The sequence below is a fragment of the Bacteroides reticulotermitis JCM 10512 genome (genome assembly GCF_000517545.1).
Lineage (GTDB): Bacteria > Bacteroidota > Bacteroidia > Bacteroidales > Bacteroidaceae > Bacteroides > Bacteroides reticulotermitis.
Genome location: NZ_BAIV01000010.1, coordinates 140,963 through 159,745, shown reverse-complemented (window position 1 = coordinate 159,745; position 18,783 = coordinate 140,963). Strand labels below are relative to the sequence as shown.

Sequence of the window (18,783 nt, the reverse complement as noted above, 5' to 3'; positions counted from 1 at the left end):
CCCCGCTGAGGAATGCCTCCGACAAGCCAAGTACAACGAAAGTCAAGACGTCAATCGTTTCTCCCTTGTCACCAGCGGCCGAAAACCTTCTCCCAAACAGATCACCCAGCTTTGCCACACAGTGCGCCATATGAGGCGTCACGCTTCCATTCAACTCTGCGCTTCACTAGGTTTACTCGAAGAAGACGAACTACGAGATTTACACAATGCCGGGGTCACCCGCTACCATTGCAACCTCGAAACGGCTCCCTCCTATTTCTCCCAACTCTGCTCCACCCATACCCAAGAGCAAAAGATAGCGACTCTGCTGGCTGCCCGCAAAGTGGGCATGGATATTTGTAGCGGCGGAATTATCGGCATGGGTGAAACTGTTGAACAACGCATTGAATTTGCTTTCGCACTGGCCGAACTCGAGGTACAATCCATTCCAATCAATCTTTTAAGTCCGATACCCGGCACACCGTTGGAACATGAGAAGCCGTTGAGTGAAGAAGACATCCTGCGATGCATCGCCCTATTCCGGTTTATCAACCCCACCGCCTTCCTACGCTTTGCGGGGGGACGTTCCCAACTCACTCCCCAAGCCATGCGCAAGGCCTTATACATCGGTATAAACTCTGCAATCGTCGGCGACCTGCTGACAACTCTCGGCTCGAAAGTTTCGGACGATAAGAAAATGATTCTGGAAGAAGGCTATCACTTTGCCGATTCACAGTTCGACCGCGAACATCTTTGGCATCCGTACACCTCTACCTCCAACCCACTTCCCGTATACAAAGTAGAACGGGCGGACGGTGCAACGATTACGCTTGAGAGCGGGCAAACCTTAGTCGAAGGGATGTCTTCGTGGTGGTGCGCTATCCACGGTTACAATCACCCGGTGCTCAACTGGGCGGTAAACAAACAGCTCGAAAAGATGTCGCACGTTATGTTCGGAGGATTGACGCACGACCCCGCCATCGAACTGGGTAAACTTCTTCTCCCCCTCGTACCGCCTTCTCTACAGAAGATATTCTACGCCGATTCCGGTTCGGTGGCCGTAGAAGTTGCTTTAAAAATGGCGATACAGTATTGGTATGCAGCCGGAGAAGTGAAGAAGAATAACTTCGTTACGATTCGTTCCGGTTATCACGGAGACACTTGGAACGCGATGTCGGTCTGCGATCCGGTCACAGGCATGCACAGTATCTTTGGGTCAGCACTTCCGGCACGTTACTTTGTTCCCGCTCCTGTTTCACGTTTTGACGGCGAATGGAATCCGGCAGACATTGTCCCCCTACGGGAAACTCTGAAGAAACATGCCGGAGAATTAGCCGCATTAATTCTGGAACCCATCGTACAAGGAGCCGGTGGTATGCGTTTCTACCATCCGCAATACCTGCGTGAAGCCAAACAACTCTGTGAGGAATACGGTTTGCTATTGATTTACGATGAGATAGCTACCGGATTCGGACGCACCGGCAAACTCTTTGCCTGGGAACATGCGGGCGTAGAACCGGATATCATGTGCATAGGTAAAGCCTTAACCGGAGGGTACGTTACACTTTCGGCAACGCTGACAAGCAACCAAGTAGCCGATACGATCTCGAACCACGCTCCCGGCGCATTTATGCACGGGCCTACATTTATGGGCAATCCGCTTGCCTGTGCAGTTGCGTATGCTTCAACCAAGCTCCTACTGGAATCGGGCTGGCAGGCAAACGTGCAACGCATAGAGAATCAATTGCGTATCGAACTGGCACCGGCCCGTACGTTGCCGCAAGTAGCGGATGTCCGCGTACTGGGTGCTATCGGAGTCATTGAAACGAAAGAACCGGTAGACATGGCCTATATGCAGCGTCGCTTTGTCGAAGAAGGAATCTGGGTACGTCCATTTGGCAAGTTGGTGTATCTCATGCCACCGTATATCATCACACCGGAAGAGTTGCACAAGCTTACTACCGGCTTACTTAAAATAGTACGCGAGCTATGAGTAACCTACTGAATGCCATGCAACAAGAGTTGGACGAGTTGAAGGAGCGGAAGAACTATCGTTCGCTCCCTCCACTGGTCCACGAGGGCAAGTATATATCGACAGATACTTGTCACATGCTCAACCTCTCTTCCAACGATTACCTCGGGCTTGCCAACGACCGTTCTTTGCGGGAAGCATTCCTGAACGGACTAACCGCGGATACTTTCTATCCTACCTCCTCTTCTTCCCGACTGCTGACAGGAAACTTTCACGCCTACCGGCAATTGGAGGAACAGTTGGCTGCACTCTTCGCTACGGAGAGTGCGTTAGTGTTCAACAGTGGCTATCACGCCAACACCGGCATACTTCCGGCAATTTGTGACAGCCGGACCTTGATATTAGCCGACAAACTGATTCATGCCAGTCTGATAGACGGCATACGGCTGTCGGCAGCCAAGTGCATTCGGTATCGACACAACGATCTGTCGCAACTCCAACGATTAGTCGCGGCAAACACCTTCCGGTACTCGCAAATCATTCTGGTGACCGAAAGCATATTCAGTATGGATGGCGATGAAAGTAATCTACAAGCCTTAGTCGAACTAAAGAAAGCCTACCCCAATGTGCTGCTTTACGTAGATGAAGCGCATGCCTTCGGTGTTCGCGGAACCCAAGGACTCGGCTGTGCGGAGGAACAAGGCTGTACGCAAGACATCGACTTCCTGGTTGGAACCTTCGGCAAGGCAGCCGCTTCGGCGGGAGCTTACATCGTTTGCCGCCGCGTGATACGGAATTTCCTGATAAACAAGATGCGTACCTTCATCTTCACAACCGCTCTTCCTCCCATCAACGTGGAATGGACTTCGTTTGTCGTGCAACGCCTTCCCGATTTCAGGCAACGAAGAGATACGCTCCGGCTCATTAGTAGCCAACTGACAAAGGCTCTTTTGAGTAAGGGGTATGCTTGTCCGTCGATCAGCCACATCGTCCCGATGCTTATCGGTAGCAGTGAGAAAGCGGTGCTGAAAGCGGAGGAACTGCAACGGAAAGGATTCTATGCACTTCCCGTACGCCCGCCTAGTGTGCCCGAAGGAACCTCCCGGATTCGCTTTTCACTCACGGCTGATGTAACACCTCAAGAGATCGAACAGCTTACGGAAGTATTGTAAGCCGGACGATCAAACAGCAAGTAAACATACTTATGAAACAAACATTTCTTATACACCAAAATTCGCCCCGCCTGCTACTCTTCTTTGCCGGATGGGGAATGGACGAAAGGCCGTTTCGGCACTACCCGCTTGGATGCGACTGGATGATCTGTTACGATTACCGCACCCTCGACTTCTCGGTTGAGGAGCTGAAAGCGTATTCGGAAATTAGGGTCGCCGGATGGTCCATGGGCGTTTGGGTAGCTTCGCAGTTGGCAACAACTCTCGCCACGCTGCCCGTCACTTATCGCATTGCCATTAACGGGACAACTTACCCCGTTGATGAGCAGCGAGGCATTTCTCCTGCAATCTTCGAAGGAACTTTGCACGGGTTGGATGAGGCTAACTTACAGAAGTTCCAACGCCGTATGTGCGGTTCGGCCAATGCGTTCAAACGCTTTCAGGAGATCGTGCCCCAACGCTCGGCAGCGGAATTGAAAGAAGAACTATTTGCCATCCAAGAGGGCTATCGAACTTTGCCACGAGCCACATTGCGTTGGGATTCAGCAATCATCGGTACAAGCGATGCCATCTTTCCTCCCGCCAACCAACAACAAGCCTGGGACGAACAACAAACAACGTTTCGACAAATAAAAGCAGCCCACTATTCGGAGGAACTATTCACAAACTTATTCACCCCGCTCTCTTCGGAAGAAGCGAGCGATGGTTTATTACCACTACTCTATCATGCATAATCAGATACAGAAAGAACGAGTAGCCAAACGGTTTACAAAAGCAATTGGCACGTATACCGACCAAGCTTCTGTGCAAAAAGAGATTGCACGCAAGATGACCGGATTGATTCAACAATACATCCATCTGCCTTGTCCTGAGATTATCGAGTTTGGATGCGGAACGGGCAATTACTCGCGTATGTTACTCCAGACGCTCCATCCGAAACATATTTGGCTCAACGACTTGTGTGGAGAAGTGAAACATTGCTTTTCCGACCTACCGAAGGAACAGCTTACGTTCCTACCGGGGGATGCCGAATCGACCACCTTCCCCGGTGGCAAATCGCTTATCACTTCTTGTTCGACATTGCAATGGTTCGATTCGCCTGCCGACTTCTTTCAGAAGTGCCACAATCTCTTAGCCCCGGAAGGATATCTGGCTTTCAGCTCTTTCGGGAAGGAAAACATGAAAGAGATACGCGAACTCACAGGAAGTGGCCTGCCCTACCTCTCCAAAGGTGAATTGGAAGAGTTACTCTCACCGTATTACGACATACTCTATGCCGGAGAAGAGTTGATTTCACTAAATTTCAACCACCCGTTGGACATCTTGTACCACCTAAAGCAGACGGGAGTAACCGGTGTGTCGGGCAAAGTTCCGAACAGCCAACGAACTTCGGTATGGACACGCAGGGATCTGCAAGAGTTCAGCGAAAAGTACGTCGAGCGTTTCGGCAGTGCTTCGAAAGTACCTCTGACCTATCATCCGATTTATATACTAGCTAAAAAGAAAACAGTATGAAACAGAATGTGTATTTTATAAGCGGCATCGATACGGATGCCGGAAAGAGTTATGCTACGGGCTTTCTGGCACGTGAATGGAATAATGCCGGCAAACGGACAATCACGCAGAAGCTGATCCAAACCGGTAACGTGGGGCATTCCGAGGATATTGACTCCATCGTCGCATCATGGGTGTGCCGTTAACCGAGGAGGATAGGCTCGGGTGGACCATGCCGGAGATATTCTCCTACCCAGCCTCTCCGCATCTGGCCTCACGGATTGACAACCGTCCGATAGACTTCGAACGAATCAAACAAGCAACACAAGCACTCAGCGAACGGTACGATTATGTACTGCTGGAAGGTGCAGGAGGACTGATGGTTCCGTTGACCGATGATCTTCTGACCATCGATTACCTGGCTCGTGAAAAGTATCCGCTTATCTTCGTCACTTCAGGTAAGTTGGGTAGCATCAATCACACGCTACTCAGCTTTGAAGCTATCCAGAAGCGGAACATCCCGTTGGACACGGTACTGTACAATCTCTATCCGGATGTAGAAGACCCTACCATCCGGGAAGACACGCGCCATTATATCGCTACTTATATCCAACGGAATTTCCCGGGTACTAAGTTTATCTCTGTGCCGATACTCTGAGAAGTGCGCCTAAGAAATAGCGACTCTGCCGCTGCCCTGTCGCATGCTTGGCGGATATTCTCTCTCGCCATTTGAGGTAATATATAGTAAGGTAGCGGGAGGCCGTTTTGTTTGCCCTGGGCTTTTTTTTATTTGCCCTGGGCTCGAGAGAGGAAAGCCCAGGGCATTTGGTTCTCTTGCCCAGGCAAACAGACGACTTCCTCCGCAGTATGACTTTACCTGATCTCAGTTTACACGTTTTTTGTTAGCATACGTTTTTCATGATCACTATTATGTTCTTCGTTCTAAGTTGCTTTACAGCTTTTGATTTAGCATACTAACTGATCGGCTTCCCTCCCTTTTCGCTCGAATTGCTGTAATAGATCGATACAATTCCTAAAACAAGCCCCACATAGACCGATGATTTAAAGGGAGGAAGAACGTACGGAATCTTAAAAAAGTTAGGACCTATGCAAAAAGGATGTGCCCCGAACAACAATTCCCCACTTCTTTTGTTGTAAAAGAAATCAATCTCAAAAGGTTTCATCCCAAAAAGGTACAACAATGAATAGGCAACTTACTTTTCTTATGCTGATCGTGCTCATGACAACCGCCCCTATGGCAGGGCAGAATCTAATGAACGGAAGATTGACCCTTTCCGACGTAACACTCTACCAGCAAGGGGACTCTCTCTATATAAACATGGCGATGGATATGCAGAACCTCGCAGTTGGTTCCGAACGAAGCCTCACCTTGACACCCTTGCTTACTGACAACGAACATAGCATAGCTTTGCAGGAAATAACAATAAACGGACATCGTCGTCAGAAAGCGTACCTGCGCAATAGCTCCCTCGGCAGACAGGCCTCGTCGGCAATCGTTATTCCTTATCGTCAACGAGGAGTGGTGACTTACCGGAAAGCCATTCCTTATCAAGCGTGGATGGAAAACGCTTCGCTCAAGCTAGACGAGAATTTATGTGGTTGTGGCGGGCACAAGGAAGTGGTTGCCCAAGAATTGATAACCAATCAGGTTTCGACTGTCAACAAACGTTTGAGCAGCATAACGCCCGCGCCCGCTTTCATACAACCTACAGCCGAAGCGGTGAAAAAGCGTAGCGAACATTATGAAGCACATCTCGACTTCCCGGTCAACCAAACTGTTATCCGGGCAGAATACATGAACAATCAATCCGAGCTGGCTCATATCAACACCTTGTTCGATCAATTGGAAAACGACCCTAACCTGACCGTTACCGAAGTACAGATAGCCGGATTCGCTTCTCCCGAAGGAACCCTAAGCCACAATGAACAACTATCGAAGAAGCGTGCCGAGGCTCTAAAAGAGTATCTGGTCGCGAGAAAGAAAGTCCCTGCCGGACAGTATAAGGTCACGTTCGGCGGAGAGAACTGGGACGGATTAGTGACCGCTCTCCAGGCATCCGCCTTACAGGCAAACAAACCCTGCTCGACATCATCGAGCATACACCGGACCTTGCATTACGCAAGCAGAAGCTGATGCGAGCCGAAGGCGGTGTTTCCTATCGAACCCTACTAAAAGATATTTATCCGGGACTACGCAAAGTGAACTGTCTGATTGAATATACGGTGAACCCATTCAATGTAGAGCAAGCCAAAGCAGCCATAGTGACTAATCCCAAGCACCTGAGCCTAAATGAAATGTATCTGGTTGCCAATAGCTATTCAAAAGGTAGCCGTGAATTCACCGATGTATTTGACGCTGCCGTACGTATGTTCCCCAACGATCCGACTGCCAACCTGAATGCAGCCGCAGCTGAACTCTCTCAAAAGAGAACGGATACTGCCCTAAAATATTTGGAGAAAGCCGATGGGCAGACGCCTGAATACCTCAACAACCTCGGAGTTTATCACTTCCAGAAGGGAGATATTTCGAAAGCGATACCTCTTTTCCAACAGTCGGCACAGTTGGGTAACGAAACTGCCCGGCAGAACTGGCAAGCGTTGACAAACGTATGGGACTATAAAGGAAAATAAATAAAAAATCCGGTTATCCAACCATCCAAACGGAACGTTCGATTGTTATAAGAGTAATAGGCGTATATTTTACCTCTAAAAACCTTACTATCATGACTCTAATGCTTGCTGTAACTCCGGTCGTGTTACTTATCATCCTAATGGCCTTCCTCAAGATGTCCGGTGATAAAAGTAGCGTAATCTCACTCATTGTAACGATGTTGATAGCCGCGTTGGGCTTTCACCTCTCCACCGCGAACCTGCTGTATTCATTTCTCTACGGAGCTTTGAAGGCAGTTTCCCCGATCTTGATTATTATCTGGATGGCTATTTTCAGCTACAATGTATTACTCAAGACCCAAAAGATGGAGGTCATCAAACAACAGTTCTCGTCCATATCGACCGATAAAAGCATTCAGGTATTGTTACTAACGTGGGGATTCGGAGGATTGCTCGAGGCAATGGCAGGATTCGGTACGGCAGTTGCCATTCCGGCAGCTATCCTCATCAGCCTGGGATTCAAACCGATATTCTCGGCTACCGTCAGCCTGATAGCCAATAGTGTGGCAACCGCGTTCGGTGCTATCGGCACTCCGGTACTGGTGCTGGCTAAAGAGACCAATTTGGATGTACTCCAATTGAGTTCGAATGTTGTACTGCAACTCTCGGTCTTGATGTTCCTCATCCCGTTTGTACTTTTGTTTCTGACCGATCGAAAGGTAAAGTCATTACCCAAGAATATATTTCTGGCGTTGCTCGTGGGAGGAGTCTCCTTCGTCAGCCAATACCTTGCAGCCCGCTATATGGGAGCGGAATCTCCGGCCATTATCGGCAGCATTCTCTCCATCATCGTCATTGTGGCCTATGGCAAACTGACTGCGAGCAAAGAAGAACGGGCACAAAAAAGTCCGTTGAGACTGAAAGAAATACTCAATGCCTGGAGTGTGTATCTACTCATTCTGCTGCTTATCATCCTGACAAGCCCGCTATTCCCTAACCTCCGCAGTGTATTGGAAAGCAACTGGATCACTCGAATCAGCCTGCCTATCAATGACTCGACCGTGAATTACACCATCTCGTGGCTAACTCACGCCGGAGTTCTCCTATTTATCGGTACATTTATTGGCGGCTTGATACAAGGTGCGAAGGTAAAAGATATCTTCAACGTGCTCTGGAACACAGCTAAGCAACTCAAGAAGACGTTCGTCACCGTAATCTGCCTGGTCGGACTATCCACTGTAATGGATGCTTCGGGTATGATTGCCGTTATCGCTACCGCATTGGCTGCGGCTACCGGCGGACTCTATCCACTCTTCGCTCCTGTCATCGGATGTCTGGGTACATTTATTACCGGTAGTGACACTTCGTCCAATATCCTCTTCGGAAAATTGCAGGCGAGTGTTGCCGGACAGATCAATGTCAGTCCGGATTGGCTATCGGCAGCTAATACGGTAGGTGCTACGGGCGGGAAAATCATCTCGCCACAAAGTATCGCCATAGCTACTTCGGCAGGAAACCAACAAGGAAAAGAAGGAGAAATATTGAAGGCTGCCATTCCTTATGCGCTGGTTTATGTTGCCATTGCCGGAATAATCGTATTTATCTTCAGTTAATTACCTGAAAGGCCTATCTTTGCTCATTAAACAATTAAATTATGACGAAGTATACAATCAGACAAGAGACACAACAAGACCACGCCGAGGTTTATCAACTCATAAAAACCGCCTTCGAAACAGCTAAGGTAAAGGATGGAGATGAGCAGGACTTTGCTGTTAAGCTACGTGAAGGAAAGAATTTTATTCCCGAACTATCTCTGGTAGCCGAGGATAACGGTAAGCTTATCGGGCATATCATGCTGACGAAGACTCCGGTCGCACAAAGCAATGGGGAACGATACGAAGCCTTACTTGTAGCTCCCCTATCCGTACTCTTGGCATACAGGGATCAAGGTGTGGGCGCTTCGCTGATGAAGGAAGCCTTACGCTTGGCCGCCGACTTGAATTACGAAGCAGCTTTTCTGACCGGTGACCCGACCTATTACCAACGTTTCGGTTTTCAGTCCGCCAGCAAGTTCGGTATTACCTGTCCCGGCATACCGGATCAATTTACGTTAGCTTACGAAATCATACCTCACGCCCTTAATTCTATCCAAGGAACCATCGGCGAATGGTGAAAAAAGGAAGTTTTGCCAACTGTTCCAGTCAAATTGCTATTTCATAGGTTTCAGAAGCCCGCTATCTTTGCAGTATAAATAATTAAGTCGTATGAAGCATTTAAAATACTTTATAGGAGCCATTGCCATAGTGCTTGTCGGTGCTGCCTGCACAGGCAACGGAGGAAATAAAAAGAATAGTAACGTAACTAAGGAGGAAACGAAAATGAATATCGTAGAATTAAATAAGGCGGATTTTCTAAAGAAAGTTTATAATTTCGAAGCCGATCCCAATGTGTGGAAGTTTGAGGGCAAACGCCCTGCAGTTGTAGATTTCTTTGCTACTTGGTGTGGCCCGTGCAAGGCTCTTCACCCAGTATTGGAAGACATCAGTAAAGAATATAGCGGCCTGGTAGATGTTTACCAAATCGATGTAGATAAAGAAGAAGAGTTGGCAAGTGCCTTTGGCATTCGCAGTGTACCGACTCTGTTAGTGATCCCCGTGGACGAAGATCCGAAGATCGTTCAAGGTGCACTACCTAAAGATCAACTGAAGAAGTTAATAGATGAATTCCTACTCAATAAGGAAGTGAAATAATTAAATCGACTTTTTCTGGTTAAAAGTGGTTACCCCTGCCTGTCTATCCGACAAGTAGGGGTTTTTTATGCATTATACGCAACGGCTGAGGAATGGCTATTTCATACATAGCTAGCAGATCGTATAAACAGAAAAAGAATCACCGGCTTTCGTTCATCATCTTTTGAGAGTTTTTCCCAAGCAGGAATTCATTCCAAAACAAATAGAGTTTTGAGCAAGAACAAATAGTGTTTTGAGCGAAAAGTAGTATTCTTTTGAGTCGTATCTTATCTTCTGATCCCCACACAAATACACGGCATGGAATCCCCATCAACGCCATCGAATAAGAAAGTCAGACAGACATTACAGCCGTTGCTTCATGACAAATCCTTCAAAAAAATCATCCCGGTAACTATTCCCTATGGATATCTCATAGGATTTGATAAAGAGGTCGTTATTATCGAACGAATCGATGTGAGTGGTGTTGACGATGTAGGATCGGCTCACCCGCAAGAAAACAGGACTCGGCAAGAGTTCGACAATGGTTTTCAAACTCATGCGGGTAATGATACGTTGCTCGCTCAACTGGAGAATCACGTAATCTTTCAGTCCTTCGACAAACAAAATATCGGCAAAGTTTACCTTAAAGTATCGCCGTTCAGCTTTCACAAAGAAACAATCTCCGGCAATTGTCGGTGAATCAATCACGGCACCATCTTCCTTCAACAGCAAAGTGTGATAAGAAAAGGCTTTGTCCACCGCTTTGCGAAAACGTTCGGGTTCAATGGGTTTAACCAGGTAATCGACCGCATCTACCTCATAACTATCCAACGCATACTCGGTATAGGCCGTAGTGAAGACGACCAAGGTCTTCTTAGGTATCGTACGGGCAAACTCTATTCCGGTAATGCCGGGCATCTGAATATCCAAAAACACCAAATCGATCGGGTGTTCTTCCATATAGCGGGAGGCGGCAAGGGCATTGTTGAAAGTTGCTTCCAAACGCAATCCGGCAATATCGCTGACTAGCAATTCCATCGCTTCCCGGGCTAAAGGTTCGTCGTCTACAATAATACAATTCATAGTGTTATACTTAAAATGACCGTATATTTCTTTGCTGTCTCTTCTTGTTCCAGCTTATAATTGTTGGGGTACAGCAGTTCCAGCCTACGTTTAATGTTTGCCAAGCCGATTCCTCCCACTTTTTCTTCACTGGTCGTAACAACCGGTTTGGTATTCGAACAGCTAAAAACCAACAGTCTATCGTTCACCCTGAAAGAGATATGCACACGCGAAGGGTGCTCGCTGTCGAAACTATGTTTCACCGCATTCTCGACAAAGGGAATAAAGAGCAACGACTGAATCCAGATCGACTCGATCTCTCCCGTTTGCTCCAACTCGAACTGAAAGCCGTCCCGCCGTATCTTTTCCAGGTTCAGGTAGTCATTTAAGAAACGAATATCCGACGCCAGAGAAACCCGTTCACGGACACTGTTCTCTATTTGATACCGCAGTAAGTCTTCCAGTTTAAACAAAACGCTGGATGCTTCCCGGGGATTTCGCTTAATCAGCACGTTGGCATTGTTCAGCATATTGAACAAGAAGTGCGGATTGATCTGATTCTTGAGAAACCGCAGTTCCGATTGCAGCGTAGTAGATTCCAATTCATCAATCCGCTGGTTATAACGAAGCCAATGGATAAAGACAGAGACTGCCGCCGAACCTGCCATCACAAAGCCACAAGTAAGTATCCCCGAAAAACTATTGACGAGAATAGCTATACCTTCTTGCTCTTTCCCCGGAATAATTACGCCAAAAAGTAATCCTTGAACAAATACAAGGGAAACGATCATCACCAGACTGGTAGCAATAGCTGCCAACACATAGCTCCCTAAACGATCTTTCAGTAGAAAACGAGGAACCAATACATACAAACTCGTATAGGTTATGCTATTAATGGTAACAAAATAGGCCAAGAAGCCCCCAAATCGCCGCCAGAAAGATATAGTTCGCAAGGGTTCGTACCAGAAAACATTGATTGTAATCAATAGGATAACGAACTGCAACAGCAAATGTCTATGTACCCGATACCGGGGACTTAACAGAAAAGCCGTAACCTTATCATCATCCACACCCCTACTAGTCAAACGTTCAGGAGCTATTTGGCTACTGTATGCTCCGCGCTCATTCTTCCTACTCATGCCTCGCCTCCTTCCAATTCTAATTGTATACGCTCTGCGGCCAACGTCAATCGATACCGATTGCCGTATAGCAAATTCAACCTCTGACTGATTCTTTCCAACCCTCTATCTACCGAGAGATCAAGCTCGGAACAGGCACAGGTGAATTGTATCTTATCCTTTTCAGCTTTCAGCTTGATTCTCAGTGTAACAGGAAGTACTCGCTGTTGCTCGTTAATCAACTTGATCGCATGCTGCACGAAAGGAATGAAGAGCAGAGGGGGCACCAGCACTCGGTTCACTTCTCCTTCCGAAGTACACGTATAGTCGAACCGGGACTGGGAACTCTGCTCCAAGGTCAGGTAGTTGGTAAGGAAGGTTATTTCGCTACCAAGCAAAACCTTTGTCCGACTGCAATCATACAATTGATAGCGAAGTAACTGACTCAACTTCATTAACATCCGTGAAGCTTCCTCCGGCTCGCTTTGAGTTAACTGTCCCGAACGGTGCAAAGTGTTGAAAAGAAGTTCGGGACTGATCTGCTCTTTCAAGAGTTCGACCTCGGAAAGCATATGGGCCTTCTCCATTTGTGCCACACGCTGATTGTCTATCATCCATTCTTTCAGCACCACAGTCAGCGTCCCTCCCATCATACAAAGGGTTGTCAACAGCAAGGACGAAATATAATCCATCACCATACCTGTCGAAAAGTAAGGCCCCCGCTCCTGAAGTTCTGGCCAGTGAACATAGGCGACATATTCGACGGATAACTGTATCAGCAAGACCACAACCAGAGCCGCAAAGAGTAAAGACAAATAAGTCAGGTAACGCCTTTGGAGTAAATACTTCGGGAAAAGCCAGAAAATATTCAGACAGACAACCGTCGTGTAACAGAGTAAATACAGGCAAGTAAACACACCAAGCCAGCCTCCCAACAAGTCGCGATAATCCACAAAGAGTATAAAGACCTGATTGAATGAGATAACTCCCAAGACCAGAATAAGCGCCAAATACCGCGCCCATCGTAACTTCGAGCTAACGAGAAACCGATATAAGAAGGTAGATTCGGTATTTGCTATTTCAGTTGCCATACACACTATTGAAGAAACTATTATTTCCTAGAACACGAAGATAAATCTTTTTCCGATAAGACCTCTCTACGATATAGCTAAAATTCGAGTTTGTAACTCACATTGGTCAGCGCAGTAGAGCCATCACTAACATCGATCTTACCTGTTCTCACATTATACTCATGCCCGTAATACTCTTTCGCGGATGTAAAATTAAGTCCCTTGACTGCAAACTCGTGCGAGACTTTCCGCTTATTCATGCGATAACTGACAGTATAGTTGCCTATAAACATGGGTGAGTATTGCTTGGAAAACGCTCTCGACTCATCATACTGCACTTCTTTGTCGGGATGCTTCATCGTAGCTTCCAGATCGATGGGTGAATAACGGTCGCCTCCCTGCAAGGTAAGTTTCAGGTTAACACTGAGAATATTCTGTTTGCTTTTCCCAATCATCCACTCCTTGCCGATGAGACCGTTCAGAATATAGTTCCGGTTAAACCGCGTGTTATGCCAAACACCGTCTCCACCCTGATAGCGGGAATCGAATAAAGAACCGGTCACCATGTAATAAAGCCCCTTCTCCAAGAAGCGTTCCAAGGTAATGTCAACTCCCACATTGCGCCCCTTGCCCCGATTCACTAATGGATCTTCTACATAAAAGATGGAACGATTGAGCACTGAATACGAACTATCCGCCATCACTGGTACATCATGAAGCAACTGGATATAAGGCTCTACACGTAGGTTCATGCGGTCGGAGATCCGATAACCGAACGATAGCATGAGGTGTTGCGCTTTGGTGAAATCAAGATCTTTGTTGACAGATTCTTTGCCCGCACTCTTCGTCTTTACAAAATAAACATCCATCTTCTCCATGCGGCTATACATTCCATAGGCCAGTGCGAAGGTTGTTTTCGGGCTGGCTTGCCATTTCAACCCCACACGAGGTTCAACAGACCAGCTATTATTCAAGGTCAGGAACTGTCCGTAGACACCCGCATTGAGAGTCCAACGATCACTCAACCCCACCGACGAACTGTTATAAGCAGAAAGCAAACCGGTATCACCCTTCCCCTGAGAGATGGTTTCGAGCAATTCTCCTTCGTAAGGGGCTATAGAATAGTTCATTTTATAAAACATTTGCGTGTATGTAAACCCCGTCTTATTGGTAAATCGATTGCTGAACTTACGATTGAATATACTTGTAATGATCAGGTTTGTATACTTAGAGTCCAGATCCATGTAAGGCGTACTCTCTAAAGAGTGATTGAAAAGGGTCGCTCCCCCGTCCATATGCGAATAAGTAGCCGCAATGGTGGTCTTCAACGAGGCATCATTATTGAAGTAACAACGGTGAGAGATACCGCCGGAGGCCATGTATTGTTTATCTTTCGATTCACTGCGATCGCTCATATAGTCCCACTTTTCCGTATCTCGTTCCAAGTCGGAAGTGAACTTATCAATCAGACTTGTCCCCCAGACGGAGAATGTACCTGCTTTTCGGGTGGGAAAGTTTAGTTTGAAGTTCAAGTCCTGGTAATCCATCTTGCCGCCTTCGAGATTCAGAAGCCCCGTCGTAGAATATCGATAGTTGAAGATGTACGATGCCTTATGCTTCTTGCTCAAAGGCCCTTCGGAAGCAAAGTCGATTCCCATAATACCTACCTGAAAGGTGTTTTCGTTCTTTTGATTATTACCGTTGCGCAGCTTCATATCAAATACGCCGGATACCGCATTTCCATATTCGGCAGGAAAGGCTCCGGTGAGGAAATCGGAATTACCAAGTACCTGTGAGCTAAGGGAAGACAGGATTCCTCCACCCAACGTAGAAATATCCGCGTAATGATTCGGATTCGGAATTTCTACATCTTCCAATCTCCACTGCAATAGATGAGGTGCATTGCCATGAATAGATATTCCATTGGAAGAAACGCTGGGAGCTACTCCGGCAAAGGCGGAAACCAAACGTGCGGGATCGTCAAATCCACCGGCATAACGACTAGCTTCTTCCACGCTAAGCATACGGGCTCCCGTGGTAGCCATGGGATTCATTGCTTCTCCTTTATTGGTTCGGGCACGAATCACCACTTCATTCAGTTCGTTGACATTCTCCTTTAAAGAGATCGCTATAAAGACTTCCTTGGCAGAGGTTACCAACACTTCTTTATGAATGGAAGGACTATAACCCATAAAGGTAGCTTCCACGGTATGTCTTCCCACAGGAACACGCGGAAGGACAAAACGCCCCAAACTATCAGCTAACACCCTTACTCCTTCTTCTTTTTGCAAACCAACCATGGCATACGGAATGGGGTGTTTCGAGTCTTCATCGATTACAATTCCGCGGATGGTCTGTTTAAAGACCCTTTTATTATCCGGTGCCTGCCCGAACACCGCTACTGATACCAGTAAAGCGATCAGTAACAAAACCCAGCCGCCATAACGACGTATTCTTCGCCCGATTTCTTTTTCCAGTACTTTCTCAAAGCTTTTGAGTACTGTCTTACAAACCTCCGGTTCGATACCGGATCGGATAGATATTTCTTCAAGAAATTCTCTTTTATTCATCTTCGTCATTTTTTATTTCACAACGAAGATAAAGAGCAATTCACTTCCTTTTTCTAAAAAGAGACGAACACATCTGGTTTATAGACAAGAGATGGGATTGGAGAGACTAATTATTTGTCGACAACCACCGGAAACCCAAAGTAGCCTTCACGCAAGCCTATGGTTCGGGTATTGCCTTTCTTACTTCTCTTATAGAGGGCAAACGGCACCTCAAGCATTTTCGTTTCTCCATTATTGAAAACAAGCAGTAGATAATATTCCATGCGAAAGCCTTCCGTTATATAATGTCGCCCTTGCTGGCGAACCTTTTTAATCTTCTTCTGGTATTTGCCCTCTATCAGAACTTTTTCTTGATAATCCGAATGCGAGAACCAATAGTTTCCACCCAAGAAAGCAATATAGCCGATGGAGCCTATACAAATCCAATGACACAAGAGATTGGCTATCTTGTCGGAAGACATAAGCCAACTCCACCTTCGATAAAAAGGGGTTGTAACAAGGGCCAAAGCAAGGGCAACCGCGATCGGAATCCACCACTCAATAAGCGTCTTGTTATAGATAACACCACCCATACCGCACGAACTGATAACTACCAGGATCATAAAAAACCAAAGCACTCCGAATGTTATTTTACTCATCGATACAAATTTATTTGGGGCAAAGATAGACATTCGCAAACTATTCCCTCCCACCGAACGTTTATTAGTGTAAACGAACTGTACAATATGAGCATGAAAGAACAGTACTGGAAATATTCTCTTATCGTCATTATACTGACGATAGGCATTGTCATCTTCCGCCACATCACTCCCTTTCTTGGAGGGATACTCGGAGCACTAACGATCTATATTCTTGTCCGCGGGCAAATGAACTTCCTGACTGAGAAAAAGAAGATACGACGTAGTGTCGGCGCTTTCCTCATCACTGCCGAAACGATTCTGGTTTTCCTCATGCCTGCCGCAATAGTGGTCTGGATATTAGTGACCAACCTCCAAGACATTAACCTGGATCCTCAGACCTTTGTCGAGCCTATCGAGCAGACAGTCAACATAATTAAGTCCAAAACCGGATATGACATACTGGACAAAGACACGCTTTCGTTCATTATTTCTCTCCTTTCGCGCTTCGGACAAGGCGTTATGGAAAGTATCAGCAGCTTGGCGGTGAACTTATTCGTAATGCTCTTTGTGTTGTACTTCATGTTGATCGGCGGTAGAAAAATGGAAGCCTACATCAACGATATTCTTCCTTTTAGCGAAGCAAATACGCAAGAGGTGGTGCATAAGATTAATATGATTGTCCGATCCAATGCGATTGGGATTCCCTTGCTTGCTATCATACAGGGAGGCGTTGCCATGATTGGTTACCTAATATTCGGGGCACCGAATGCATGGGTACTAGGTATTTTAACCTGCTTTGCTACTGTGATTCCAATGGTTGGCACAGCTTTGGTCTGGTTTCCGGTAGTAGGCTATTTCGCACTCAATGGCGACTGGGTCAGTGCAATTGGGCTCTTTGCCTATGGTAGTCTGGTCGTTTCACAATTGGATAACCTGATACGATTCATGCTTCAGAAGAAGATGGCTAACATTCATCCGCTCATTACTATTTTCGGAGTAGTCATAGGTCTACAGTTGTTTGGGTTTATGGGGATCATCTTCGGGCCGTTACTTCTCTCGCTATTCATTCTCTTTGTCGATATGTTTAAGAAAGAATATCTCGACGCACGAAATAACCTCTCCGAGGAGTGATAGAACTACCAAATAAATGTGTACTTTTGCAGATATAAAAACGACATCTTAATTTAATGGAAGCATTTACATTCAATACAACTGAACTGATTCTATTGTCAGCTGCAGGGATTCTTTTAATTATTCAGATAGCCTATTATTACGGTTTGTACAATCGGATACACGCTCGCAACAAAGCTTTACGCAAGGAAGACATACACTTCTCAAAAGAATTGCCACCCATATCCGTCATTCTCTGTGCACGTAACGAAGCCGATAACCTAAGAAAGATATTACCCGCCATTCTCGAACAAGACTATCCACAGTTTGAAGTTATTGTGATCGATGATGCTTCCACGGATGAAACCGAAGATGTATTGGGTATGTTGGAAGAGAAATATTCACATCTGTATCATAGCTTTACACCCGAAAGCGCCCGCTACATCAGCCGCAAAAAGCTTTCCGTAACTTTAGGCATCAAAGCCAGTAAGCACGACTGGTTGGTATTCACAGAGACTAACTGTATGCCCGCAAGTGATCAATGGTTGAGGCTAATGGCACGTAACTTTACCCCTCGCACGGAAGTGGTATTGGGGTATAGCGGTTACGACCGTACCAAAGGATGGGTACATAAGCGAATTGCTTTTGATGCCTTCTTCCAATCTTTGCGCTACTTGGGCTTTGCACTTGCCGGCAAACCTTATATGGGCATGGGACGCAACCTCGCCTACCGCAAAGAGTTGTTTTTCAAACATAAAGGATTCTCTTCTTACTTGAATCTCCAACGCGGAGAAGATGATTTATTTATCAATCAGATAGCCAATAAAGAGAACACACGGGTGGAAACTGATTACAATGCGACCGTACGCATTCAACCCATGTACCGATATAGCGACTGGAAAGAAGAGAAAACAAGCTACATGGCTACTGCCCGTTTCTATAAGGGAATCCAACGGTACCTGGCTGGCTTTGAAACATTTTCCCGGCTACTGTTCCATGCGGCTTGCGTGGCAACTATCGTAATAGGTATTCTCAATGCGCATTGGCTCATTGCCGGTATAGCTCTTCTCATTTGGTTGATTCGCTATGCTGTTCAGGCTACGATAATTAATCAGACTGCTAAAGAGATGGGAGGAGATAGAAAATACTACTTGTCTTTACCGGTATTCGACCTGTTTCAACCGATACAATCGCTACAATTCAAATCGCATCGTTTGTTTCGTCGGAAGGGTGACTTCATGAGGAGATAAGCTCCT

Annotated in this window: 14 protein-coding genes and 2 pseudogenes; 11 read left to right on the top strand and 5 right to left on the bottom strand. The window is 46.5% G+C overall.

Annotated elements, in window-relative coordinates; all coding sequences use genetic code 11:
* The 9 genes and pseudogenes from bioA to trxA all read left to right on the top strand — a co-directional run.
* Positions 1–1,972, top strand: a 1,972-nt coding sequence (bioA, locus tag JCM10512_RS08225; protein ID WP_044162104.1) for an adenosylmethionine--8-amino-7-oxononanoate transaminase, incomplete at its 5' end; no start/stop codon positions are given.
* Positions 1,969–3,123: an 8-amino-7-oxononanoate synthase gene (locus JCM10512_RS08220; RefSeq protein ID WP_044162054.1), complete on the top strand. Its 1,155-nt coding sequence runs from the start codon at positions 1,969–1,971 to the stop codon at positions 3,121–3,123. The genes bioA and JCM10512_RS08220, both read left to right, overlap by 4 nt.
* A 32-nt stretch (positions 3,124–3,155) precedes the next feature.
* Positions 3,156–3,857: a DUF452 family protein gene (locus tag JCM10512_RS08215; RefSeq protein WP_044162052.1), complete on the top strand. Its 702-nt coding sequence runs from the start codon at positions 3,156–3,158 to the stop codon at positions 3,855–3,857.
* Positions 3,858–3,861: 4 nt separating this feature from the next.
* Positions 3,862–4,638 carry a malonyl-ACP O-methyltransferase BioC gene (bioC, locus tag JCM10512_RS08210; RefSeq protein WP_044162102.1) on the top strand — a complete coding sequence of 259 codons (777 nt, stop codon included), beginning with the start codon at positions 3,862–3,864 and terminating at the stop codon, positions 4,636–4,638.
* Positions 4,635–5,275: pseudogene (bioD, locus tag JCM10512_RS08205) on the top strand (dethiobiotin synthase). Before bioC ends, bioD begins: the two are co-directional and overlap by 4 nt.
* A gap of 543 nt (positions 5,276–5,818) precedes the next feature.
* Positions 5,819–7,269, top strand: a pseudogene (locus tag JCM10512_RS08195) (DUF3868 domain-containing protein).
* Between the two features lie 92 nt (positions 7,270–7,361).
* Positions 7,362–8,861 (top strand): L-lactate permease, encoded by a 1,500-nt coding sequence (locus tag JCM10512_RS08190; protein WP_044162048.1) that lies wholly within the window; start codon positions 7,362–7,364, stop codon positions 8,859–8,861.
* A 41-nt stretch (positions 8,862–8,902) separates the two neighbouring features.
* Positions 8,903–9,421 (top strand): GNAT family N-acetyltransferase, encoded by a 519-nt coding sequence (locus JCM10512_RS08185; RefSeq protein ID WP_044162046.1) that lies wholly within the window; start codon positions 8,903–8,905, stop codon positions 9,419–9,421.
* 91 nt (positions 9,422–9,512) lie between these two features.
* Positions 9,513–9,998, top strand: a complete 486-nt coding sequence (gene trxA, locus JCM10512_RS08180) for a thioredoxin (RefSeq protein ID WP_044162044.1) — start codon at positions 9,513–9,515, stop codon at positions 9,996–9,998.
* A 342-nt stretch (positions 9,999–10,340) separates the two neighbouring features.
* Here the strand turns inward: trxA and JCM10512_RS08175 are convergent, their stop codons facing one another.
* From JCM10512_RS08175 to JCM10512_RS08155, 5 genes are all read right to left on the bottom strand, one after another.
* The gene (locus JCM10512_RS08175; RefSeq protein WP_044162042.1) at positions 10,341–11,060 is read right to left on the bottom strand and encodes a LytR/AlgR family response regulator transcription factor; all 720 of its coding nucleotides are present in this window, start codon (positions 11,058–11,060) and stop codon (positions 10,341–10,343) included.
* Positions 11,057–12,178 (bottom strand): sensor histidine kinase, encoded by a 1,122-nt coding sequence (locus JCM10512_RS08170; RefSeq protein ID WP_081741258.1) that lies wholly within the window; start codon positions 12,176–12,178, stop codon positions 11,057–11,059. The genes JCM10512_RS08175 and JCM10512_RS08170 overlap by 4 nt, the downstream gene beginning before the upstream one ends.
* Positions 12,175–13,248 carry a sensor histidine kinase gene (locus JCM10512_RS08165; protein ID WP_044162040.1) on the bottom strand — a complete coding sequence of 358 codons (1,074 nt, stop codon included), beginning with the start codon at positions 13,246–13,248 and terminating at the stop codon, positions 12,175–12,177. The genes JCM10512_RS08170 and JCM10512_RS08165 overlap by 4 nt, the downstream gene beginning before the upstream one ends.
* Before the next feature lie 77 nt (positions 13,249–13,325).
* Complete coding sequence (locus JCM10512_RS08160) at positions 13,326–15,806, bottom strand: TonB-dependent receptor (RefSeq protein ID WP_052517148.1); 2,481 nt, start codon at positions 15,804–15,806, stop codon at positions 13,326–13,328.
* Between the two features lie 101 nt (positions 15,807–15,907).
* Positions 15,908–16,435 carry a hypothetical protein gene (locus tag JCM10512_RS08155; protein ID WP_044162096.1) on the bottom strand — a complete coding sequence of 176 codons (528 nt, stop codon included), beginning with the start codon at positions 16,433–16,435 and terminating at the stop codon, positions 15,908–15,910.
* A gap of 87 nt (positions 16,436–16,522) precedes the next feature.
* Here JCM10512_RS08155 and JCM10512_RS08150 point away from each other — a divergent pair, with 87 nt between their 5' ends.
* Together JCM10512_RS08150 and JCM10512_RS08145 are read left to right on the top strand one after the other, a co-directional pair.
* Entirely contained in the window at positions 16,523–17,548 is a 1,026-nt protein-coding gene (locus tag JCM10512_RS08150) for an AI-2E family transporter (RefSeq protein ID WP_044162038.1), read from the top strand.
* A 56-nt stretch (positions 17,549–17,604) separates the two neighbouring features.
* The gene (locus JCM10512_RS08145; protein WP_044162036.1) at positions 17,605–18,777 is read left to right on the top strand and encodes a glycosyltransferase; all 1,173 of its coding nucleotides are present in this window, start codon (positions 17,605–17,607) and stop codon (positions 18,775–18,777) included.
* Positions 18,778–18,783 lie beyond the last annotated feature (6 nt).